Origin of the sequence: Hymenobacter sp. HSC-4F20, assembly GCF_019599275.1 — a bacterium.
Taxonomy (GTDB): Bacteria; Bacteroidota; Bacteroidia; order Cytophagales; family Hymenobacteraceae; genus Hymenobacter.
This window is the reverse complement of the sequence record NZ_JAHZTD010000001.1, coordinates 1,181,600-1,202,533: the sequence shown is the minus strand read 5'-3', so window position 1 is coordinate 1,202,533 and position 20,934 is coordinate 1,181,600. Positions and strand designations below refer to the sequence as shown.

At 58.9% G+C, this 20,934-nt stretch carries 20 protein-coding genes and 1 pseudogene; 5 read left to right on the top strand and 16 right to left on the bottom strand.

Annotated elements, in window-relative coordinates:
* Positions 1-136 precede the first annotated feature (136 nt).
* The 3 genes from K3G63_RS05275 to K3G63_RS05265 all read left to right on the top strand — a co-directional run bounded on the left by K3G63_RS05275 (position 137) and on the right by K3G63_RS05265 (position 1,552).
* Positions 137-370 (top strand): hypothetical protein, encoded by a 234-nt coding sequence (locus tag K3G63_RS05275; protein WP_220613024.1) that lies wholly within the window; start codon positions 137-139, stop codon positions 368-370.
* Complete coding sequence (locus K3G63_RS05270; RefSeq protein WP_220613023.1) at positions 363-713, top strand: hypothetical protein; 351 nt, start codon at positions 363-365, stop codon at positions 711-713. Before K3G63_RS05275 ends, K3G63_RS05270 begins: the two co-directional genes overlap by 8 nt.
* A 194-nt stretch (positions 714-907) precedes the next feature.
* Entirely contained in the window at positions 908-1,552 is a 645-nt protein-coding gene (locus tag K3G63_RS05265) for a cytochrome c oxidase subunit 3 (RefSeq protein WP_220613022.1), read from the top strand.
* Positions 1,553-1,639: 87 nt separating this feature from the next.
* Here the strand turns inward: K3G63_RS05265 and K3G63_RS05260 are convergent, their stop codons facing one another.
* A complete protein-coding gene (locus K3G63_RS05260) occupies positions 1,640-3,886 on the bottom strand; it encodes a gliding motility-associated C-terminal domain-containing protein (RefSeq protein WP_220613021.1) in 2,247 nt (748 codons plus the stop codon).
* Between the two features lie 159 nt (positions 3,887-4,045).
* Here K3G63_RS05260 and K3G63_RS05255 point away from each other — a divergent pair, with 159 nt between their 5' ends.
* Complete coding sequence (locus tag K3G63_RS05255) at positions 4,046-6,073, top strand: M1 family aminopeptidase (RefSeq protein WP_220613020.1); 2,028 nt, start codon at positions 4,046-4,048, stop codon at positions 6,071-6,073.
* An 84-nt stretch (positions 6,074-6,157) separates the two neighbouring features.
* On the opposite strand, the gene K3G63_RS05250 is transcribed toward K3G63_RS05255, so the two are convergent.
* From K3G63_RS05250 to K3G63_RS05240, 3 genes are all read right to left on the bottom strand, one after another.
* A complete protein-coding gene (locus tag K3G63_RS05250) occupies positions 6,158-6,808 on the bottom strand; it encodes a hypothetical protein (RefSeq protein ID WP_220613019.1) in 651 nt (216 codons plus the stop codon).
* 181 nt (positions 6,809-6,989) lie between these two features.
* Positions 6,990-7,430: a DUF2147 domain-containing protein gene (locus K3G63_RS05245; RefSeq protein ID WP_220613018.1), complete on the bottom strand. Its 441-nt coding sequence runs from the start codon at positions 7,428-7,430 to the stop codon at positions 6,990-6,992.
* Between the two features lie 718 nt (positions 7,431-8,148).
* Positions 8,149-8,706, bottom strand: coding sequence for a C40 family peptidase (locus K3G63_RS05240; RefSeq protein WP_220613017.1), 558 nt, complete (start codon positions 8,704-8,706; stop codon positions 8,149-8,151).
* 188 nt (positions 8,707-8,894) lie between these two features.
* Between K3G63_RS05240 and K3G63_RS05235 the strand changes: the two genes are divergently transcribed.
* Complete coding sequence (locus K3G63_RS05235) at positions 8,895-10,703, top strand: M61 family metallopeptidase (RefSeq protein ID WP_220613016.1); 1,809 nt, start codon at positions 8,895-8,897, stop codon at positions 10,701-10,703.
* 275 nt (positions 10,704-10,978) lie between these two features.
* On the opposite strand, the gene K3G63_RS05230 is transcribed toward K3G63_RS05235, so the two are convergent.
* The 12 genes and pseudogenes from K3G63_RS05230 to K3G63_RS05180 form a co-directional block, all read right to left on the bottom strand.
* Positions 10,979-12,916, bottom strand: coding sequence for a KUP/HAK/KT family potassium transporter (locus K3G63_RS05230; RefSeq protein ID WP_220613015.1), 1,938 nt, complete (start codon positions 12,914-12,916; stop codon positions 10,979-10,981).
* A gap of 133 nt (positions 12,917-13,049) precedes the next feature.
* Positions 13,050-13,763 carry a hypothetical protein gene (locus K3G63_RS05225; protein ID WP_220613014.1) on the bottom strand — a complete coding sequence of 238 codons (714 nt, stop codon included), beginning with the start codon at positions 13,761-13,763 and terminating at the stop codon, positions 13,050-13,052.
* A 79-nt stretch (positions 13,764-13,842) separates the two neighbouring features.
* Positions 13,843-14,469 (bottom strand): FKBP-type peptidyl-prolyl cis-trans isomerase, encoded by a 627-nt coding sequence (locus K3G63_RS05220; RefSeq protein WP_220613013.1) that lies wholly within the window; start codon positions 14,467-14,469, stop codon positions 13,843-13,845.
* A gap of 263 nt (positions 14,470-14,732) precedes the next feature.
* Positions 14,733-14,870, bottom strand: coding sequence for a hypothetical protein (locus tag K3G63_RS05215; RefSeq protein WP_220613012.1), 138 nt, complete (start codon positions 14,868-14,870; stop codon positions 14,733-14,735).
* Between the two features lie 209 nt (positions 14,871-15,079).
* Positions 15,080-15,226, bottom strand: a complete 147-nt coding sequence (locus K3G63_RS05210; RefSeq protein WP_220613011.1) for a hypothetical protein — start codon at positions 15,224-15,226, stop codon at positions 15,080-15,082.
* Between the two features lie 144 nt (positions 15,227-15,370).
* Positions 15,371-15,499: pseudogene (locus K3G63_RS23150) on the bottom strand (DUF6576 domain-containing protein); the annotation flags it as partial.
* A gap of 158 nt (positions 15,500-15,657) precedes the next feature.
* The gene (locus tag K3G63_RS05205; protein WP_220613010.1) at positions 15,658-16,479 is read right to left on the bottom strand and encodes a polysaccharide deacetylase family protein; all 822 of its coding nucleotides are present in this window, start codon (positions 16,477-16,479) and stop codon (positions 15,658-15,660) included.
* A gap of 112 nt (positions 16,480-16,591) precedes the next feature.
* On the bottom strand, positions 16,592-17,692 hold the full coding sequence (locus tag K3G63_RS05200) for an OmpA family protein (protein WP_220613009.1): 1,101 nt from the start codon (positions 17,690-17,692) through the stop codon (positions 16,592-16,594).
* A gap of 72 nt (positions 17,693-17,764) precedes the next feature.
* Positions 17,765-18,640, bottom strand: a complete 876-nt coding sequence (locus tag K3G63_RS05195; RefSeq protein WP_220613008.1) for an aldo/keto reductase — start codon at positions 18,638-18,640, stop codon at positions 17,765-17,767.
* Between the two features lie 569 nt (positions 18,641-19,209).
* The gene (locus K3G63_RS05190; RefSeq protein ID WP_220613007.1) at positions 19,210-19,899 is read right to left on the bottom strand and encodes an XAC2610-related protein; all 690 of its coding nucleotides are present in this window, start codon (positions 19,897-19,899) and stop codon (positions 19,210-19,212) included.
* A 15-nt stretch (positions 19,900-19,914) separates the two neighbouring features.
* Positions 19,915-20,517, bottom strand: a complete 603-nt coding sequence (locus K3G63_RS05185) for a hypothetical protein (protein ID WP_220613006.1) — start codon at positions 20,515-20,517, stop codon at positions 19,915-19,917.
* 120 nt (positions 20,518-20,637) lie between these two features.
* Positions 20,638-20,895 carry a hypothetical protein gene (locus K3G63_RS05180; RefSeq protein ID WP_220613005.1) on the bottom strand — a complete coding sequence of 86 codons (258 nt, stop codon included), beginning with the start codon at positions 20,893-20,895 and terminating at the stop codon, positions 20,638-20,640.
* Positions 20,896-20,934 lie beyond the last annotated feature (39 nt).

Genomic DNA, 20,934 nt, shown 5'->3' with positions numbered 1-20,934 from the left:
TGTAGCGGAAAAAGGCAAAGGTCTTGCCAACGTTGCACTGTAACTTGCCCCGCCCTGGTCCGTTTCCTAAGAAGTGGTCCGGGGTGAGGCAGTTTCCCCTCGGTCCAAATTCGTCCGCTGTTTTTACTTTGCAGGTATGCCAGAACAACCTACTTCCTGGGCCGATACGGCCGCTTCCTTATTATCCAAGCTCTCGGGTGGGGTAGAGGTAGCCCTTAACTTTGAGCACATGGAGCTGCAAGTACCCAACCCCCAAACTCCCGGTACGCCCACCACGTGGCGGCTGAATGGCTCGTTGCGCATCCGTACCCGCGGGGAAAACCCGCCCTCCGGTGCGTTGCCGCCCGCAAACCCCGGTACCCTTGGCTAACGGCCTCGACATAGAAGCCCGGCTGGTAATTACCCTCGATGGGGACGACGTGCAGGTAGCGGGCTCGGGCGGCTACCTCATCATCAATTTTCCTAGCCAGCGCGTATTCGACAAGATTACCAGCGGCCCACCAAAGGACCCCAACGCGCCCCCCAAACCCAAGGAACGCGCCGCCGCCGCCGTCGACCCCCTGCAGCAGCTCAACGACCTAGCCCGGCAGCTGGGCCTGGTGCTGGACCTGCGCGTGGGCGGCAAAACCCACGTCACCTTCGGCACGGGGCGCTCGGCTAAGATTACCCTGAACGCCGTGCTCGGCAAAATTGGGTCGTTCTTTTCGCGGTAGCCCGCCGGGGCGCCGGCCTCCCCTACTAAAGCCCCTTCCTACGCGCGCATTTCGCCCGAAAATAGCACGCGTGGGGAGGGGCTTTTTTACGTATCTTGCTCAAAGGCCTTTTCTCGCTGGGTAGCCCCGCCGAGGCGGAACTAAAGGTCTGCAGATTGGTTTGCTTACTGGCACGCTGCCCAGCATTTCAGCTCATGAACTCCGACCAAGAACGTACCAATAAAATTGGGGCCGGCCAGCCCGCTTCCGCCTTTCGGCGCATTGAGGGGGTACCTCCGCTACTGCTGATGCTTTACCTGGGCATGGTGGGCATCGGGGTGTTATTTCTGATGCTGTTGGTAGCCTACGCCTACACCCGCGGGCAAAGCGAGGCACCCACCGGAATCTACCCGTTGCCGCGCTTCTTCTCCCTGAGCACCATCGTGCTACTGATTAGCGGGTATACCATCAACCAGTCGCGGCGGTTGTACGCTCAGGATGATTTGGCGGGTCTGGCTCGCTGCCTGGGTGCCACGCTGCTGCTAAGCAGTGTCTTCGCCGGGCTGCAGGTGCTGGGATGGCGCGAGCTGATGGCTCAGGGCGTACTGCTTGATGGGGTAGCTAGCGGCACGTTTATCTACCTGCTCTCAGCCCTGCACGTGGCTCACTTGCTGGGAGGGATGCTGTTTCTGTTGGCTCTGCTGCTGCGCACCCACCATGCTTCCCGCGACGCGGTGCGCAGCTTGGTGTTCATCCGCAACCCCTACCGCCGCCTGCAATTACGCATGATTACCCTGTACTGGCACTTTATCGATGTACTATGGGTCGTGCTGTTCGCGGCATTTCTGTTTCTGTATTAACCGGTGATGCTCCTGTACGTACAATACGTACAATAAAAAGCCCGGCACGTGCCGGGCTTTTTCGTGGAAGCGGGTGCGGCCAACGGGTTAGTTGGCAATAGTAACGGTGCCCTTATAGCGCTTTTTATCCGTGAATTCAATAAGGTAATAGTACACCCCGGCCGGCAGGCCCCCGCCGTCCCAGCGGAAGCTGCGGTTGGTGGTCTGGTACACGCGGCTGCCCCAGCGGTTAAAGATTTCGAGGTCGGCAAAACGGGAGTCGCAGAAATCCGGGGGCAGGTTGTTCTTGATGTTGTCCAGTTCGAAGAAGTCATTCTTCTCGTCGTGCTGGTAGGGGGTAATGATGTTGGGCGGCGTGAAGGCGGCCACCGGCGCCTGCTCTACCTCGAAGCGCACTACCCGCGCCTGAGGCTGCGGGCGGCAGGTGCTTTCCTGCAGCGTGAACGTCACCTCCAGCCCACCCCGGCGCACGGCCTCGCAGTCGGCTTCCCAGCGGAAGGTAGCCGCCGCCTGCCCATTGCCATTGCGGGGCGTGAAGCGCATCCCGGCTGCGGCCAACTCGAAGCCAGTGCCGGCTGCAGCCAGGGCAAGCGCATCATTATCCAGGTCCAGGCCCGTAAGCGTGGCCTCGTAGACGCCCCCCAGGGGGTACTTGATGACTACCGGCGTGGTACTGCCGGCCGCCACCGGCGGGAACGTGCTACTCAGGGCCGGCGGGCGGTTCTGGTAGTCAATCTGCACGGGAATGATGAGGCTCGTGGCCTGACGGTCGGCGCAGGGTGTAGCGGCGGCGGTAAACTCAAATTCGTACAGGGAGGCATCCACCGCCCGGCAGTCGACGCGCCAAGTAAAGCGTCCGGTTAGCTGATTGCCCGTCGGCACCTGGGTAAGCTGCGCGCCCACGGCCGCCGGCGTAAAGCCGCGGCCCGTCATTTCCAGCGTCAGGGGGTCGTTGTCGGGGTCGGTGCTGAGCACATCGAAGGTAATCAGGTCGCCGGGGCGGGCTCGCAGGGGCAGGGCGGCCGTGGTGCGTAGCAGGGGCGGGGCGTTGGGGTCGGGCACAGCAGTGAAGGCTACCCGCACGGTGTCGCGCTTGGGCAGGCTGCACCCATCGTCGGCCACTATCACATCCAGCAGATACACCTTGCCTTTGGTGTTGAAACAGGTAGGGAAGCACAACTGCGAAACCAGGGTATCCGGCGTGCCGGGAGCCCGCACCAGGCCCTGCAAAATGCTCAGGGTCGGCAGCGGGGCCGAAAAGTTTACCGGGCTCAGCGACAAGGTCAGGGCCGAGGTCGGGTCCGGGTCGGTAAACTTCAGCGTAAAGCAGCGGCCGGAAGTAGGAGTCAGGCGCAACGTGTCGCGGTCCGGCTGGTAGGCCTGGGCGCGGCCGGCGGCTTGCATCACTACCTTGGGGGGCGAGTTGGTGGGGCAGGTAATCACCTTAAGCTGAAAATCGCGCCGGGTCTCGCCCAGGCGCACGCCCTTCCGGTACTCGGTGCAGCGCACTCCAAACACAAATAGGCCCAGACGGGTAGGCTGCACTTCCAGGCGGCCGCTTAGGCGCCCGATGCTCAGGGTAGGGCGCCCCGGAATCTGATTGGTTGTGGAGAGGCTGTCGAGCCACTGCACAGGCCGGTACGGAGCCGGTTGGGCGCGGGCCGGCTTGGGCAGGTTAGTGTCGGAGTAGCCATTGAGAGGCGTTACCAAGTCGTACACCAAGGAGTCGCCGTCCGTGTCCTCGCCGCCGAAATTGTAGTAAAACAGCTCCCCCCGGCAGGCGTAGTCGCTCAGGGGCGGGAAGATGCGCGGGGTAGAGTTGCGAAAGGCCTGCCCGTTGCGCACCACGGGCGGGAACTCCAGGTAAAAGGTTTGGGCTGCCCCGCCCGGGTCGACAATGTTGCTGATGCCGTTGTTACGGCAGCAGCGCTCCACGGCCACGTAGTACCCGGCTGCGTGGCCGTAGAGCTGGCTGCTGAGCGTAATAACCCGCGTGTATACCAAGCGACGCGTAATCAGACTAGGGGTGGTGCAGGCCGGATTGGTGTAGCTGACCAGGGTGTTGTTGGTGAGCGGCAACACCACGTCCAGCATCCGACGGTTGGTGCCTTTCTCGAAGATGCTGGCCGTCAGGTCCGTATCCAGGGCTCCGGGTTGCCCGTTCACAGCGTCGAAGTATAGGTTAAGGCTGAGCTGGTACGTATTGCCAGACAGGTACTGCAAGTCCAGCTCGCCCCCTACAATGTGGGTAGCGCGGGCCGCGGGGGCCAGCAGGCACACCAGCCAGAGCAGCAGCCCTCCCCGGAAAAAGAAACTAAAAGTAGAAGTTGGCATTAGGCTGCGCCGCTTATCAATGAGCAATGACGAAAGATACAATGCCCACTGCTGCGGGTAGGGTGGCTGGCGCTATTTTTCTGCGCTGGCTGCGTATCTTTCTTTCCTGCTGGTGACTGATTAGTTGCCTGGCTGTCGGCTTCGCTTCTACCCGATCCTATGCGCCCTATCTACTTTTTCTTTCTTGCGGGACTGCTCTGGCTGAACTGCTGGCCGGTCGTGGCCCAGTTGCCCTCCTACGAGCCAGTTCCGGCCGACCTGACGGGCGCAGCGGCGGCGGCCTGCGCCCGCACCCACCAGCGGGCGGCCGCACCGCGCCCGCACTACGCTAGCCTGAGCCACCGCCAGAAGATGGCCCGCTACGACGTGAAGTACTACAAGCTGGACCTGCACCTGACCAACACCAGCCGCGACGTGAGCGGCATCGTGACCATCAAGGGGGAGTCCGGACCTCAGGGCCTCGACTCCCTGGCCTTTGAGCTGTATTCTACCCTGTTGATTGATGGCGTGTACCTGGACTCCAGCCCGGCGCTGGGTCTGCGGCGGCAAGGCCTGGGTGATGTAACCGTAGGGCTGCGCCAGCCGGTGGCGCCCAATACGCTGTTCACGGCCCAGATAGCCTACCACGGCACGGCTCCTAACGGCAACTCGGCCGCCATCGGCAATGCGTACAACACGCGGGTGGCGCCGGGCTTCAACGTCAGCACCACGTGGAGCTTGTCGGAGCCCTATAATGCCTATGAGTGGTGGCCCTGCAAGCAGGTGCTCACCGATAAGGCCGACTCTTCGGACGTATGGGTTACCACGGCGGCTACCAACAAGGTTGGTTCCAATGGGGTGCTTCGGGCCGTAACGCCCCTGCCCGGTAACCAGGTGCGCTACGAGTGGCACTCTCGCTACCCCATCAACTACTACCTGATTTCGGTGGCCGTGGCCCCTTACGTAGAGTATATCAACTACGCCACCCCCGTCGGCGGCCCGCGCATCCCCATTCTAAACTACGTCTACAACCAGAATGCGCTGAACTTTTACCGCACGGAAATCGACCGGACGCCAGGCTTTCTGGAAAACTACTCGGAACTGGTAGGGCTGTATCCATTTGCCGCAGAGAAATACGGACACAGTATGGCCCCCATTGGCGGGGGCATGGAGCACCAAACCATGACTACCCAGGATGGCTTCACCTTTACCCTGACGGCCCACGAGCTGTTTCATCAGTGGTTCGGTGATAATGTAACCTGCGGGGCCTGGCAGGACATCTGGCTCAATGAAGGATTCGCCTCCTACGGGGAGTACTTGTCGCTGAGCCGATTCTCTTCCGCTACGGCGGCGCGGCAGTGGCTGGATCAGGCCCACGCCTCCGCCCTGAGCCAGCCGGGGGGGAGTGTGTTCGTGCCCGACACCAGCAACGTGGGCCGCATCTTCGACTTGCGCCTCAGCTACAAAAAAGGGGCCGCTGTGGTACACCTGCTGCGCTACCTGCTCCACGACGACACTAAATTCTTCCGGGCCCTGCGCACCTACCAGAGCACCTACGCTGGCCGCACGGCCCGCACCCGCGACCTGCAGCGCATCTTCGAGGCCGAAGCCGGTCGCTCTCTGCAGGCGTTCTTTACCCAGTGGTTTCAGGGAGAAGGCTACCCCTCGTTTGCCGTGCGCTGGAACCAAGTGAACGGTACGGTGCACCTGTCTACCACCGAAACCGCGTCGATGCCCACCGTAACGCCTTTTTTTGATACCGAATTGGACTACCTGCTCACCTTCGCGGATAGCTCTACCCGGCTCGTGCGCCTGCACCAGAATCAGCCGGTCGCAACTTACCGCTTCCCCGAGTCGCGCCCCATTAGCAGCATCACCCTCGATCCGGAGCAGTGGGTGCTGAACGGCGTAGGCACCATCACCCGCGACGCCGACCTGATAACCGCCAGCCAGGGCGCCCGCACCGCGCTGCCGCTCACAGTATATCCTAACCCCTGCCGCGACCAGCTGCGCCTGGCCAACCTGCCGGCCCCGCGGGTACAGGCCGAAGTACTGGATGCTACTGGTCGTGTAGTGCTGCGCCAGCCGGTTAGTGCGGCGGCACCGGTGCTGTACACCCAGTCGCTGGCCCCCGGCCTCTACCAGCTGCGGCTAATAGGGCCAGCCGGCGAAGTAACCCGCGCCCGGTTTGTGCGGGAAGCTACTTAACAGCCCTCGTCTGGGAGAATAAAGCTGCCCCCAACGCGCCTGCCCAGTAGGCGCGTTGGGGGCAGCTTTATTCTCCCAGGTGTATTACATCCGGGTGTATTTCCCAATAAGCTTTTCAACCTCCGGCGGAGCAGCGGGGAGGTTAAACACGGCGTCAATCAACTCATCGAACGAGTGCGCCGGCGTGAAGATAGAGTCGGCGAATGGGTTACTAAGCAGCCGCAGAAAACCAGGCTGCCCGTTGATGCTCACCAGATCCAGTGTGATGTTGCCGAAGCGCTGGTTGCAGCGGCCGGTGCTGGTGCAGTCGTTGGGCTGGGGCTTGAGAAAATGCTTCTGCGTCGACTCCGTGTAGTGCTCATGCCGCACGGTCCGGTGGCTGGAAGCGCCCAAGTGGTAACCCAGGGCCAGAATTCGATCCCGGATAAAATCAAACAAGTGGCGAAAATTCCCGGGGCCGATGCTGGGGTCATAAAGGAAAACCGCCCCGGGCCGGTCCTTTTCCCGGGCCAGTTGCACCCGAAACTGGCTGTTTGGGAGGCCCGCCTTTTGATAATGGTACGCTTTGAAGTAGGGGGCCATCCAGTTCAGGTACACTTGCTGGGCAACCCACTGCTTCCGCTCCTGCTCTTCGGCCGCGCTGCGCTGCAGCGGCTGCCAGTCGGCAGAAGCGGGAGCAGAGCCAGAAAAAAGCCGTTTGAACAGATTCAACAAGGTAGTAAGGATGGGTTTCAAGAGTAACATCGCCTTCGGCAAATGGTTTCGGCTCTGTTGGGAGTAGAGGCCTGCCGCAGCCGGGCAGCAGCTTGCCATACCAAACAACGCACCATTTCCGCCGGGGCCCGAATAGAAAAGAACGGGCGGCACTTCCGCAGGAGTGCCGCCCGTTCTTTGCGCTAGTTTCTGCGCCGGAGCCTTATTTCACCCGGGTCCAAGTCTGCGACTTGCCAATCAAGGAGAAGCCGATGTAGCCTTTTACTTCCATGCTGTTGGCATTGAGCATTTTCATGTAGCAGGAGTAGGTTTTGCCGCTTTCCGGATCGTAGATTTTGCCGTCGTCCCACTTGTTGTCGCTGTCGTACTCGAAGCCCTGCATGAACACCAGGCCCAGGCGCGGCCGGCTGCGCAGCTTAGGCTCCGGGTTCATGGTATCGGTTTTCGGTTTGCCGGTTTTGGGGTCGTTCGGAACCGTTAGGCTCACAATTTTGCCGCAGAGCTTATCGCCGCACTTGTAAATCTCGAAGGTGGCCTTCTTTTCCGAATTCGTCCACACGCCCAGCGGTGAAAGAGACTGGGCCGAGGCTGTTCCCAGCAGGCCTAACATCATGCTTAGGCACAGGAGCAGAAATTTTTTCATGGTGATGAAGTGGTAAGTGGGATTTTCTGGGAAAAAGATAGAGGAAAACTCGGGAATAAGCGCGCACAGGCGCCTTTTCTGTACAAATGGCGAAGGCAACTTTAGGGCCAAGTTGTAGCCAAGGCTTTTTTGTAAAAATTCCGGAGAATAAAAAAGGCTGATGATCAGCTACATGGAAAAAATAGGCGTCCGGAGCCATAAATAATGGTGTTTATATTTTGAACCATCCCGCCGGGTTTTAACTTTACCTACCGTAGCGAGTGCTACAGCCCCCGTCAAGCAGCCCTAAGGTGCTGGGTAGCGCGGCCGGGGTTATGTCGGATCTAAAGAAAGGAGGTACAAAATGTCTAGTAGTCCCAACCAAATCCTGCCAAGCCTGTCGAATGTAGTCCGCTTCACCGCCGGACGCGCTTAACAACAGCTTTCGCGCGGAACTCACTCCCATTTGAGTAGTTCCCGCATTCTGGCAAGGTCTTACTGGTTAAGTGGATGATGGGGCTGTACCCCAGACTCATCGCTTGGTAAGATTTGAAGGATTAGATGCCCGGTTCGCCCAGCAGCCTCGCTTAGAGGACCTGCATAGGCGGCCGGGCATCGCTCTTTTATATAGTACAATATACAAGTGGTGAGTTTGCTGTTCTAAGAGCCTAACCCGCGCCGGTTGCGCGAATAGGACGTTAAACGGACCAGTTCACTATTGCACTAGGTTACCACCCCGCTACAGCACCCGGCGTACTTGCATGAAGCGCCGCTCATAATCAGTGCCTTCCACCTGGCTGATTTTTACGCCTGACTCGCGGCGGGCCGAGGAGGAATGCACGAAGCGCAGCGGTAGCTCACCGGGCTTGCTAATAACGATGCCAGCATGCCCAGGAGTAGTAGAGGTAGCTGCCGTGCCCGTAAACACCACAATGTCGCCGGGGCGGGCCTGGGTGCGCTCTACCGCCCGGCCGGCACTGATGAGCAGAGCCGTAGAGTGAGGCACCGGAATACGGTACCGTGCAAACACATAATTCACGAAGCCCGAGCAGTCGAAGCCGGTTTCGGGGGTGTTGCCGGCGTAGCAATAGTTCGTGCCCAGCTGGCGCAGGGCAAAGGCTACCACGCTGTCGGCGCGGGGAGTTGGTTTGTTGCTGATAACGTAGGCCGTGGCATGAATGGGCACCACCGCCGCCGGACGTAGCTGGGCCACGGGCGGCGGCACCCGGCGCGTCCAGAGGGCGGAGCCAAGGACGATGCCCACCAGCAGCAAGAAAACAAGCCAGACGTAGCGCATAACAACCGCGGAAAACACATGATAAAGCCGTGCTGCTTTCGTAACGGGGTAGGCGCGGTGCGGGTTCCGTACGGTTGGGCTGCGAGCAAGAGGGCAGGGGCTATTTTCGGGGGTATCTTGCAGCCTTGGGCGCTTTTCGCCGTTCTTTGGCGACTAGCAACCACTTTCACTTCCTCATCCCCTTACGAATGCTCCTGACTCGTACCCGCCATCTGGCGGTAGCGGCCCTCGGATTGGTGCTGAGCCAAGCCGGCTCGGCTGCCGCGGCGGCGCCCACCTTGCGCTATACCCTCTCGATGCCTGCGCCGCAAACGCATTACTTCGAGGTAGAAATGAAGCTCGACGGCTTCAATAAAGCTTATACCGACGTGAAAATGCCGGTTTGGGCACCGGGCTCCTACCTGGTGCGCGAATTCGCGAAGAATGTGGAAGGCTTCAAGGCTACGGCGGGCAGTGAGAAGCTGCGGGTAGAGAAAATGACCAAGAATACTTGGCGCGTGTATCACCCCAAGGCCAAAAGCTTTGCGGTGCGCTACCGGGTGTATGCCTTTGAGCTAAGCGTGCGCACCAGCTTCATCGATGCGGCTCATGGCTACGTCAACGGTACCAGCGTGTTTATGTACCCCGCCGATGGCAAGCAGCTGCCCAGCACCCTGGAGGTGCAGCCTGCCCAGGGCTGGAGCCAGGTAAGCACCAGCCTAAAGCCAGCCGGTGGCACCTTTACCTACCGGTCGTCGGGCTACGATGAACTGGCCGACTCACCCATCGAAATTGGTAACCAGAAAATTTACTCGTTCACGGCCAACGGCACGCCTCATACGGTGGCCATGTTCGGCGACCCGAAAGTGGACGAAGCGCGCCTGACCCGCGACATGCAGCGCGTGTGCGAGGAGGCCCAGAAGGTAGTGGGCCAGAACCCTCTGGACCGCTACGTGTTTATCGTGCACAACATCGACCGGGGCACGGGCGGCCTGGAGCATTTGTTCTCGACTACCCTCTCCGTGTCGCGCAACGCCTACTCGTCGGAAGCCGGCTGGAAAGGGTTTCTCGGGTTGGTGGCCCACGAGTACTTCCACCTCTGGAACGTGAAGCGCATCCGGCCCGTGGCGCTGGGGCCTTTCGACTACGACCAGGAAAACTACACCCGCATGCTGTGGGTCAGTGAAGGAGGTACCGAGTACTTCTCCAACCTGATTGTGCAGCGCGCCGGCTTCGTTTCGCCCGATGAGTACCTGGGCGACCTGAGCAACGGTATCAACCGCGTAGAAAATACCCCCGGCAACAAGCAGCAGTCGGCCGCCGAATCAAGCTTCGACGCCTGGATAAAGTACTACCGTCCTAACGAGAACTCACAGAATACCGGCATCAGCTACTACGATAAAGGCGAGGTGATTGGGGCCGTGCTGGATCTGATGATCATCAACGAGACGAAGGGCCAGAAAAACCTCGACGACGTGATGCGCTACCTCTACGACCGGTACTACAAGCAGCTGGGCCGGGGCTTCACCGATGAGGAGTATCAGGATGCCGTGGCCAAAGTAGCCGGTCGTCGCTTCGACGATTTCTTCCGCCGCCATGTGTACGGCGTCGAAACGCTACCCTACGAGCAAGCGCTAGGGTATGCTGGCCTGAAGCTGAATGTAACGCCAGCGGCGGCTACCGAAGCCAGCCTGGGCGCCAGCATCAGCCCGGCCGGTGGCCGCCAAACGGTTAGCAGCATAGTGCGCGAGGGTAGCGCCTGGCAGGGCGGCCTCAGCGTAGGCGACGAAATTCTGGCCGTAGACGGTGCCCGCGTAACCGACGATGTAAACCGCCTGCTGGCCGGCCGCGCTCCGGGTTCAACCGTGAAGTTCCTGGTCAACCGCGACGGCCAGATCAAGGAGGTTTCCTTCCCGCTGCTGGCTAACCCGCTGCGTCGCTACCGCATTGAGCGGCAGGCCAGCCCCACCGCCGAGCAGCAAACCGTACTTGCCAAGTGGCTACCGGTGCGTAAGTAAAATCTGAAGCCTTCGGTGGTCAATGCAAAAGCCCCAGCCTGGTAACAGGTTGGGGCTTTTTTGCTTCCAGTTATTCTGGCAAACCGCGCGCAACTGCGCAAGCCAAGTAGATAAGGGTTGGCCATGAATACGGGGTAGCAAACCTGCCGGGAAGAATACAAAGCAACTTCACGGCAAGGTTCTGAAAGTCATCCTTGGACAACTGCTATACCAGCAAAAAGGCCCTACTGACTAGCAGTAGGGCCTTTTGTATATAATGTAAACCTATTGTAGGGTTAGCGAATCCGCTTCAGGGCTACCTCTCGAACCGGCGTAATAACCAGCGGCACCTTTTCCACTTTCACCGAGCTGGTATCGAGGCCAAAGTACTTGTCTTCCGAAGCAATGAACTGCTTGATGTAGAAGTACGCCTGCATCACCAGCTTCTCCACCATGGGGAATTCGTTTTCAACCGAGAGGAACTTCTCCAGTACCACGAAGCGGAAGTCGCCGGTGACGTGCTGCTTGCTCAGGGACTCGTAGCGCGAGGTAATGTCTACCTCCTTGTTGCGCACCAGGTCCTCCACCACTTTGCGGAAGTACAGGTTAATGCGCTGCTCCACGCGGAAGCCCAGGCGGAACGTGATGCGGAATACGTCGTCGTGCGCCAGCTCCGTTACCTTGTACTCCATCGTGTACGGCTCGTCGGTAGTGTCTACGTGCACAAACCAGTAGATGTCGGCACGCTTCGGACGCTTCTGAAAAATGGAGTAGATAATCTTCGACTCAATTTCCGACTGGCGCTCCGCCGACGACATAAACACCAGGTGCGTGGCGTATTTTGATATGGATTCATCATTGGAAAGCTGCTTCAGCGCTTCCACGTACGGCTCAATTTTCACGAACTCCGTGAGGCGGCGCTTAATAAAGTAAGCCCGCAGCCACACGTACATCACCGATATCAGAGCCAGGCTGATGGCCACCGATACCCAGCCCCCGTGCGGGAACTTGATAAGGTTGGCTACCAGAAAGGAGCCTTCAATTACGCCATATACCACCACAAACAGCCCTACTACCGGCAACGGCACGCGCTTGTTGTGCAGCAGCCACATCGAGAGCAGGATGGTAGTCATGAGCATAGTAACGGTGATGGCCAGACCGTAGGCCGCTTCCATATTTTCGGAGCGGCGGAAATACAGCACCACGGCAATACAGCCTAGTAGCAACAAGCGGTTCATGCTCGGTACGTACAGCTGGCCCTTCACATCGGTCGGGTAGTTGAGGCGCACCTTGGGCCACATATTCAGGCGGATGGCCTCGGCTACCAGTGTAAACGAACCCGTGATAAGGGCCTGCGAAGCAATGATGGCTGCAATGGTCGCAATGCCAATGCCGATGAGCAGAAACCACTCGGGCATGAGGGCATAGAAGGGGTTACGCCCGCTTAGCTGCTCGCCTTGGTGGGCTATGAGCCAGCCGCCCTGCCCGAAATAGTTCAGCACCAGGCAAAGCTTCACAAATATCCAGCTGATACGGATGTTGCCTTTGCCGCAGTGGCCCAGGTCGGAGTACAAGGCTTCGGCCCCGGTAGTACACAGGAACACCGAGCCCAGGAGCCAGAACCCGCCGGGCCGGTTGGCCAGCATGTTGTAGGCGTAGTAAGGGTTAATGGCCTTGAGAATCTCGGGGTGCTGCAGAATGCCGTACAAGCCCAGGGCCGCCAGCATGGAAAACCACAGAAACATAATCGGCCCGAAGGCCTTACCTACGATCTGCGTGCCAAAGCTCTGAAGCAGGAACAGGGCTATTAGGATAGCAATGACGATGGGCACCGTCTGGATGTCGGGGTAGACTGCCTCCAGCCCCTCAATAGCCGATGATACCGACACCGGGGGCGTAATAACTCCGTCGGCGAGCAGGGCCGCACCCCCCACAATGGCCACCCCAGACAGCCAGGCGCCGCGCCGCCGTACCAGCGTGTACAGTGAAAAGATGCCGCCTTCGCCGTTGTTATCGGCATTGAGGGTCAGCATCACATATTTGATAGTGGTTTGGAGCGTGAGCGTCCAGAGCACGCAGGAAATGCCCCCGTACACGAGGTCGGGGTCGATACGCCCGGGTACAATGGCCTTCATCACGTACAGCGGCGAGGTGCCAATGTCGCCGTAGATGATGCCCAGGGCAATAAGCAAGCCGGCCGTGGAAATGGCGGTGTGCTGGTGTTTGGCGTCCATGTGAAGAATAAAGGTGTAAGGGTGTCGCTTTTTGACAAGCGGGGCCAAAGGTAGGACTTGGGCGCTAATGCTAAGCAGGAACTTTGCCGGGCTTACGCAGGCTCCCGCGAAAAGTGACAAGGCCTTGCACAAATCAGAGGGTAGCAGGAGGCTCCGGCTCCGGCCAGGCGGGCAACTCTGCTGCCTGCAACCAATAAGCAGCCTCGGTGGCAGCCTCCTGGTGGCGCTGCCGGATGCGGTGGTTGGCTTCCTGAGCCAAGTGCTGCCAGCTGCGGGCAGGACCAGAAAACGCGAAGTGGCGCGGCTCGCGGCCGGGCAGGTGCAAGCGCCAGCGGTTGGTTCCGCGGGCGCCCCACACCAACAGCAAGGCCCCGGCTGCCATGCCCAGCGCTGCGGATGTGGTATGGAGCCAGAACTGCAGGTAGCCGAGCATAAAACCGCACAGCACGAAGCCACCCAGCAGCACCCCCAGAAGCCACCGTACGGGCTGCACATCCACCCCGGCCAGCTCCCGCCAGCCAAATACCTCCTCGTTAATTTCCAGAGCCTCGTTGGTCAGGGCTACCCGTCCGTCTTCGCTGCGGAGGGTAGGAAACTGCTCCGGCGGGGGTGGGGGCACGGGCCGGAAACCCAGCTCCGGTGGAAGCGGCTCCGGTGCCGGGCCCGGCTGGGGTAAAGCAGCTAGGGGAGAGTTGGAAGCAGGAACCGGGGGCTCGGGGGCAGGAGAAGTGGAAGGCAGATCAGACATAACCGAAAAGGCCCCGCCGGCCGTGGCTGTCCGGACCCACCACGGGGTTGGAACAACAAACACGGGCCTCAGCGGGGCCTTGCTGGAAGGGTTAAACATAGGGCGTAAGGTAGGCAGCCAGCCCGAACAGCAGACGTATGCTGCCGCATTCGGGGTAGTAAGCTACCTGCCAGCCGGCCTAGTTGTTTACTTTTAGCAGCTCTACGTCGAAGATCAGGGCCGAATCGGGGCCAATGTCGCGGCCGGCGCCACGCTTGCCGTAGGCCAGGTCCGAGGGGATGTAGAGGCGCCACTTCGAGCCTTCGGGCATCAGCTGCAGTGCTTCCGTCCAGCCGGCAATTACCTGGTTTACACCAAAGGTAGCGGGCTGGCCCCGCTGATAGGAGCTGTCGAACACGTTACCATTGATGAGGGTGCCGTGGTAGTGGGTAGTTACTGAGGAGCGGGGGCCTGGCTTAGGGCCGTTGCCTTGCTGTAGTACTTCGTACTGCAGGCCGCTGGGTAGGGTAGTGATGCCGGGCTTGCCAGCGTTTTGTTGCAGGAAGGCTTCGCCTTCGGCTTTGTTGTTGCTCATGTCCGTGGGGTCTTGGTTGTCGTCTTCCTGGGATTCCAGCTGCTGCTGGAGCTGTTGCATGGCGCTTTGCATCTGCTCGGGCGTGAGGCGGCTGGGTTCTCCGCCCAGGGCCTCCTTCATGCTCTGGGCCAGCACGTCGATGTCCAGATTCAGGCCCTGCTGGGCGAAGTTGCGCGCCATGTCGCGCCCGATGATGTAGCTGATTTGCTCTTTCAAGCCGGTCAGGTTCATATAACCACTATTTTTCGCTGAAGTAGCTTCCGCTGGCTGTTTTCTGAGCCAGCGCAAACCCTTCGGCACGTGAAAAGGAGAGTAACCAGCGGCCCACTGCGAGCCGCTGTTGCTGTGAAGTACCGAAAACCGCCCGGAATGGATGTGGTTTTTTTCAAGGGCAGCGGCTAATGCCCTGATTTTGAACCTTAGTTTAGTAGCCCCCAAACGCAGCGAACCCCGCCGGAAGGGCGGGGTTCGACGAAAAACAGGCGCTGAGCCGGCTAGCAGAAATGTAGTTCTTCCTCGTCGCGCAGATCAAAAAACAGGTTCAAATCCCGAACCTGGGCTGCCAGAAAGCTCAACGAACCTAAGCCTCCCAGAACCAGCAGCGAAGAAATGGCAGCAGTGCTCTTTTTCATGTGGTATGTTCTATGTAGATAGAAATCAGTTTGTTGAGTGCAAATATACAACACCAAGGTTAAAAAATTGTTATGCAAGCATCATTTATTTACGCATCGGCGCAGTGCACGTACTTATCTGTGGGGTTGCCCTGTGCTCAGCGCGCCGTATTCGGTTCATAAAAAAAGCCCTGCCATAAAAGCAGGGCTTGACGAAGCGAGCGGGGAGCTTAGTAATAATGGTCCGGATGAATATCGTCGTCGTCGTGCAGACTGACGCCCAGATTCAGGTTCTGCAGTTGCCGCAGCCAATACGCCAGAGCCCCAAGGCTACTAGCTAGCAGGAGCAGCGAAGATAGTTTGGTGATGGTTCGCATGACGGGCAAAGGTTAGAAGGTGGCTGCCAGTGGAGGTACGTAAGTATAGAGATTTTTGAATTAATTCCGTCTGCCTCTTGGCAGGAGTAGGGACAGGTAGCAGGCTTCCGCTACCCTTCATATCACCCGCAACTCTACCCACGCCTAGCGGAAAAGTTCTTCGAGCTCCTTTTTCTCGCGGGCCGAGAGGCTATCAATGCCTTGGCGGCCAATCTTATCGAGCAGCTCGTCGAGGTCGGCTTGCTGGCGCTGGCGGCGGTCGTGGTATCGGTCCTCGGTGGTTTGGTACTCAGGTCAGGTTCACGCTTCAGGAACTTGCCCCAGAGCCGGTGGTTCAGTTTATTCTATGGGCCGCACCGGCAGAGGTACCCTAGCCTACTCTGGCTTATTCCGCCACCCCACAGCCGGGTTTGGCCGGGCAGTTGCCCCCGCTAGCCGCCGGCTTTCCCCGAGGCAGCGCATTGCTGTACCCGAATTTTTTCTGCTACCTCCACCATAGGGGCTACCCAAATGTCTTTCTCGTGGGCCTTAAGGTAGCGCAGCAACTGGCGGTGCGCTTTCAGTTCGACGTTCAGCCCGTGGCCGCCGCCTACCCCGTGAAACAGAAACACCAGCAGCGTATGCGACTGCTGAGCCTTTTTCACCAACTCGATCAGGTAGTCGCCCGACTGCCCGTTGATCATGTAGCTATCGACGTTGGCCAGGTCTACCTCCGCGGCCGTTTGCAGCCCACCCGTTACGCCCCGGGCGGCCACGAAATCGTTCTTCAGCTGCTCATAGAAGTAGACGCCCCCGATTTGCCGGTCGCCGCAGGGGTAGGCAAACGTGCGGGTGGCTTTGCCATCAATGGCATTGAGCAGCACATTAGCGGCCCGCACCTCACTCACGGCTCGGCTCACGGTGTACTTGCTCAGGTCATTGTCGGGCGTCACGAAGCTGCGGCCCGGCAGACTGCCGTCGCAGGGGTGCATGAGGGCGTGGTTGCCCAGCTCATGTCCGCGCTGGGCGGCCCGGCGCCACTCGGGCAGGCGTTTTGCCACCACCGGCGAGGAGCCAATCAGGTAAAACGTGCCCCGTAGCTTCACCGAGTCGAGGGCCGGCACCACATTGTCCAGGTCCACATCAATGGCGTCGTCGTAGGTAAGCACCACGGCGCACTGCTTGTTATTCCAGGCGGCGGTTTGGGCACGGCTAGGGAAGTTGCCTGCTAACAGGAGGATAGCCGCGAGGGAAAGAAGCCGGTAGTTGAGCATTGAAATAGAAAGTAAAGCAGTTCCTGGGACCACGCCTGCCAGCTGGGCTGCACCTGGCAGCTAGGAAATATACCGTGGGCAATACGTCAGTCATCAAAGATAACCAGGCGGCTTACTCCTTTACCTCGCTAACCTCCACGCGCCGGTTGCGGGCATCGGGTGAGGGGTAGAGGGGGCGGGCGTCGCCGTACCCTACGGTTAGAATGCGCTCGGCCGCAATGCCCGCTTTTACCAGGTACGCCTTCACGGCCTCGGCCCGCTGCTCCGAAAGCACCTGATTTTTCTGCGGCTCGCCAATCTTATCGGTATGGCCGGCTACGCGCAGCTTCAGGGTGGGGCGGGCCTGTAGCTGCGCGGCCAACTCGTTGAGGGCCGGTAGTCCTTCCGGCAGCAATTCCGGCGTGCCCAGCCTGAACAGTACCGTTGGAAGCACCACGGGGGTAGGCGCTACCACCAGAGCGGGCCTCCGGGTTACAGTGTCCAGACGAGCCGTATCGGGCCGGACGGGGGCCGGCGCCGGCCGGGCCGGGGTGCGAGTAGCTGGTGTAGGGGTGGGCTTGGCGCCGGTAACCTGAATGGTAATAGGCACCACTGCGCTTTGGCTGGTGGGGTAGTAGCCCTGGGTGAGGTAGAACGTAGTGGTTTTGCTGAGCTTGGTGCGGTAGGAGTTGCCCGTGGTTACGGGCTGCTTTAGCGCGGCATCGGCGTACCAGAGCACGTTGCGGCCCGATACCCGGATGGTGGTTTCGGCGTTGGCCCGTACTGTAGCGGCCGATTTCAGCGTAATGCGGTAAAGCGTAAAGGAGCCGAAGTCGCACTCCCCCACGGGGCGGTAGGTAGCACGACCCGTAAGCTTTTCCTGGGCGGGGTCGTACGTAAACGTGATGGAGCCGTCGCACCAGTAGTGGAAGGGAGAGCGGCCCGTCTCGTTGAGCTTGCGCACATGCTCCAGGCGCAGGCTGCTACCCGTGCGGACTGCCTGTACCTGAAACGAAACCGAAACACCAGGCCGGTCGCCGGCTTCCTGGTAGAGCACGCCAAATAAGCGGCCTCCTTTGCCTTGTTGTAGCCGCAGCTCCGCGGGCCAGGTATACTCCGACTCGCCGGTATCTTTTTCTACTCCCTGCCATATTCCCGTCAGCGACTGTGCCCGGACGGGGCCAAGCAACAGCAGCATCCCACCGCTTATCCAAATGCTGAGTTTCGTCATCATCCTGCATACACCTGCTATGCTCACCAGAGTCGAAGAACGCTGGCGTAAGTTGCGTGGCCGCCGATACTTCTGCTACCCCAGATAGGCCATGTCTTCCGCCGTCAGGTGTATATTCTGGGCGCCCAGGTTTTCCCGCAGGTGGGCCAGGGAAGAAGTGCCGGGGATGGGCAGAATCCAGGGCGAGCGGTGCAGCAGCCAGGCAATGTTGATCTGGGCCGGGGTAGCGTTGTGGCGGCGGGCTACTTCCCCTATTGCATCAAGCTGCTTGGGCAGCGCGTGCAGGAGGGAGAAGAAGGGAATCAGCGGAATCTGGTGCTGCTCGCACAGGTCCAGTACTTCCTCGCCACCGGGGTTGGCACCGTGCGGCAGCTGCACGGTAGTACGCTGGGCGTAGCTGTACATATTCTCGACGGTGGCAATGTCGCCCAGCTGCAAGCCTGTTTCCAGCTCCTCCCGCGTGACGTTGCTGAGGCCTACATGCAGAATCTTGCCTTCGCGCTGCATCTCGAACATAGCGCCCAGCTGCTCCTGTAGCGGCACCGGGCCGTGGCCCATCAGGCGCAGGTGCACCAGCTGAATCTGCTCCTGCCCGAGGGTGCGCAGGTTGTTCTCGATGCTGGTGCGCAGGTTTTCGGGCGTGTTGAAGGGCACCCAGCTTTTATCGGGCCGACGGGTGGCGCCTACCTTGGTGCATAGCACCAGATTTGAGGGGTAGGGATGCAAGGCCTCACGGATAAGCCGGTTCGTAACGTCCTCGCCGTAGTAGTCGGCCGTGTCGATGAAGTTGACGCCCAGCTCCACGGCAGTGCGCAGAATCTGCAGGGCTTCGGGGCGGTTGGCGGGCTCACCCCATACTTCGGGGCCGGTTAGGCGCATGGTGCCGTAGCCCAGGCGGTTGACGGTGAGGGGATGGGCAGAGGTTGGGGCGATGGTGAGGGTAGCGGGCATGAAAAAGGATAGGATAAGGAAGATAGTCTACTACAGGCTACTCTCGGTTTTGTTCTTTGAGTGCCTGCTGTAAGAATTCATATGGTGCTGTTAGAAAACGAATAGTAGAAGACTGTTCAATTGAGGGTAATAAACTTGCTAGCTCTGGCTGCCAGACGTATCCTTCCGCGTCAACGACCATCCAATTCCGTTCCTCGCATATCCTAAGCATTGCCGAGAGAAAATAACGTGCCTTGGTTAGGTCTCAGAAGTCAGTTCTAAATGAAAATTCCTGAATAGTTTGGTTCTGAGGAGCAACAGCTAGCCAGCAGTCATAGTCTTCATTCTGCTTGTCATCTCCTTTCCACTCCAAAAAGTTAAGACTACTCCAGTCAGAACGAGGTAATAAAAGATCAATCTGCTCTGCTAGTGGAGCCATAAGGAGCCGGTTATTGGACCACGCCTCCTCAATATTCCTGGCATTGGTGTACGTTTTATCAGGCAGATGTCTGTTTGACTGGAGAGCCCTTAGTGAGTACTGCCAGACTGCCATTTGAGCATATGCTATCACTATAATATAAGGACGAGGTTTACTCCTTATAGTACTCTTTGATAGGGTAGGAGCGAGTAGTACTCATCCAGCGGCCGTTGGTTTTGCGGCGGGTTTTTACCAGCACTTTTTCGCCGCCGCGGGCATCCTCTTCCAGGGTCATTACCTCACTCAGGCCCTTGCCGGGTACTACCTCGTACTCTGTGGTCAGGTGCCAGCAGCAGCCATCTTTCTGAAACGTGATGAGGCGCTTACGGGCCTTGTCCACCTGAAACATGCCCAGGTTGTCGGAGGCCAGAGCCGTTAGCTCGGCGCTGCGGATAAAGCGGCGGGAGCGGCTGGCGTACACATACACATCGTAGGAGGGGCCGTCGTAGCTGCTGTGGTTGCCGTTGCGGATGGCTAGGTCCTCGGTGCCGTCGAAGTTGAAGTCTTTAAAGATGAGCGGGCTCTGCTCCCCGTACAGTTCTATCGTGTTTACGGTGGGTTGCCGGCCAGGCGCATCGAGGTAGAAGGCAAGGTCGGCGGAAGTGAAGGTCTGGACAAGCTGCTTGGTTTGCTTGCTGTAGAGCTTAATGGTGCCTGCCCCTTCGCAGTGGTCATTGGTGCAGTCGGCAACTGTGATGGTGGCGGAGTAGCGCGCTGAGCCCTGAACTACGGTAAAGCTGCGCGGACCCGAGCCAGCGGGGGCCGAACCTAACATGAGAACAAGCAGAAGGGCACGAAGCATGAACAAGTGGACAGCTTAGCTACTGAAGTGGCGGGTAGTAAAATGCTGCTGCGCAACACTCAGAAATTCCTCTTTCGATAAATAGCGGTTCAAGAATTCTTCTAAGCTGCCCATAACAGTTATTTCCTCGAAGAAAACCTCATGATCGGTGCCGTAGACGGTTGGGTTTTGTGGCCTGGGGTCACTCAGGCAAACAAAATAATGATCAGGAAAGCCGTAAGAATAGCAAATGCAATTGAATTCCAGCGGGTCGGTTCCAGCCACAAGGAGGTGAAGGTCTTCGGGAGTTACCAAGCCCTCCAGTTCGCCGTAATCGGGTGTATTCGGAGTAAAAGGAGTAAAGCGGAAGTTGCGGAAGAAATCTTGCCCGTAAGGCAGTTCGTGGTCGGCGAAGAAGTGTTGTAGTAAGGCCTCGTAGAAGGCCGTAGCATCGGTGGCGTACAGCGCCGAGTGCCGCTGGTAGAATTCGTCGAGGCCAAAGGGCTGTTCGGCGTAGCTGCGGGGGTAGAGCGGGTGCGAAAACGCAGTGGCCTGCAGAAACTCTGATAGCGTGGCATTGGCCGCGGCCGTGGTGGTCCCGCCGAGGCGATGAATTTGCTGCCTGATTTCGGGTGTCATACGCGCGGTGGGTAGCCTGCAGAGCCTACAAGAAGGAAAACACAAGTATACCGAGCAAACCGGACGTTTAGTTGTCTCACTAGCTGAACCGATGGCGCAACTGACTGCAAGGAAAAGTTCTTAACGCCCTCTTTCTCGCAGCCAATCGATGAGTTTAATCAGCAGAATGACAGCGAAGAATACCGCGAAGAATCGGATCAGGTAATAGCCGGCGGCAAGCCCAACAGCAAACAGTATAGGGCTGTAATAGGCCAGAAATGATCCGTGTGCAGGTTTTACGATGGCTATGCCACCAATCATCAGGGCTTCAAATACAAGGGATATAAACAAGCCTATGCCCGTAATTTTAAACCACCTTTCATTAGAAGAGCTTGACATCTATAGATAGGCTAAAGGATGTGCCAGAGGATAGCAAAG

Coding starts and splice junctions, on each gene's coding strand:
- K3G63_RS05275 (WP_220613024.1), top strand. CDS start 137: ATGCCAGAACAACCTACTTCCTGGGCCGATACGGCCGCTTCCTTATTA.
- K3G63_RS05265 (WP_220613022.1), top strand. CDS start 908: ATGAACTCCGACCAAGAACGTACCAATAAAATTGGGGCCGGCCAGCCC.
- K3G63_RS05260 (WP_220613021.1), bottom strand. CDS start 3,886: ATGCCAACTTCTACTTTTAGTTTCTTTTTCCGGGGAGGGCTGCTGCTC.
- K3G63_RS05255 (WP_220613020.1), top strand. CDS start 4,046: ATGCGCCCTATCTACTTTTTCTTTCTTGCGGGACTGCTCTGGCTGAAC.
- K3G63_RS05245 (WP_220613018.1), bottom strand. CDS start 7,430: ATGAAAAAATTTCTGCTCCTGTGCCTAAGCATGATGTTAGGCCTGCTG.
- K3G63_RS05240 (WP_220613017.1), bottom strand. CDS start 8,706: ATGCGCTACGTCTGGCTTGTTTTCTTGCTGCTGGTGGGCATCGTCCTT.
- K3G63_RS05235 (WP_220613016.1), top strand. CDS start 8,895: ATGCTCCTGACTCGTACCCGCCATCTGGCGGTAGCGGCCCTCGGATTG.
- K3G63_RS05230 (WP_220613015.1), bottom strand. CDS start 12,916: ATGGACGCCAAACACCAGCACACCGCCATTTCCACGGCCGGCTTGCTT.
- K3G63_RS05225 (WP_220613014.1), bottom strand. CDS start 13,763: ATGTTTAACCCTTCCAGCAAGGCCCCGCTGAGGCCCGTGTTTGTTGTT.
- K3G63_RS05220 (WP_220613013.1), bottom strand. CDS start 14,469: ATGAACCTGACCGGCTTGAAAGAGCAAATCAGCTACATCATCGGGCGC.
- K3G63_RS05215 (WP_220613012.1), bottom strand. CDS start 14,870: ATGAAAAAGAGCACTGCTGCCATTTCTTCGCTGCTGGTTCTGGGAGGC.
- K3G63_RS05210 (WP_220613011.1), bottom strand. CDS start 15,226: ATGCGAACCATCACCAAACTATCTTCGCTGCTCCTGCTAGCTAGTAGC.
- K3G63_RS05205 (WP_220613010.1), bottom strand. CDS start 16,479: ATGCTCAACTACCGGCTTCTTTCCCTCGCGGCTATCCTCCTGTTAGCA.
- K3G63_RS05200 (WP_220613009.1), bottom strand. CDS start 17,692: ATGATGACGAAACTCAGCATTTGGATAAGCGGTGGGATGCTGCTGTTG.
- K3G63_RS05195 (WP_220613008.1), bottom strand. CDS start 18,640: ATGCCCGCTACCCTCACCATCGCCCCAACCTCTGCCCATCCCCTCACC.
- K3G63_RS05190 (WP_220613007.1), bottom strand. CDS start 19,899: ATGCTTCGTGCCCTTCTGCTTGTTCTCATGTTAGGTTCGGCCCCCGCT.
- K3G63_RS05185 (WP_220613006.1), bottom strand. CDS start 20,517: ATGACACCCGAAATCAGGCAGCAAATTCATCGCCTCGGCGGGACCACC.
- K3G63_RS05180 (WP_220613005.1), bottom strand. CDS start 20,895: ATGTCAAGCTCTTCTAATGAAAGGTGGTTTAAAATTACGGGCATAGGC.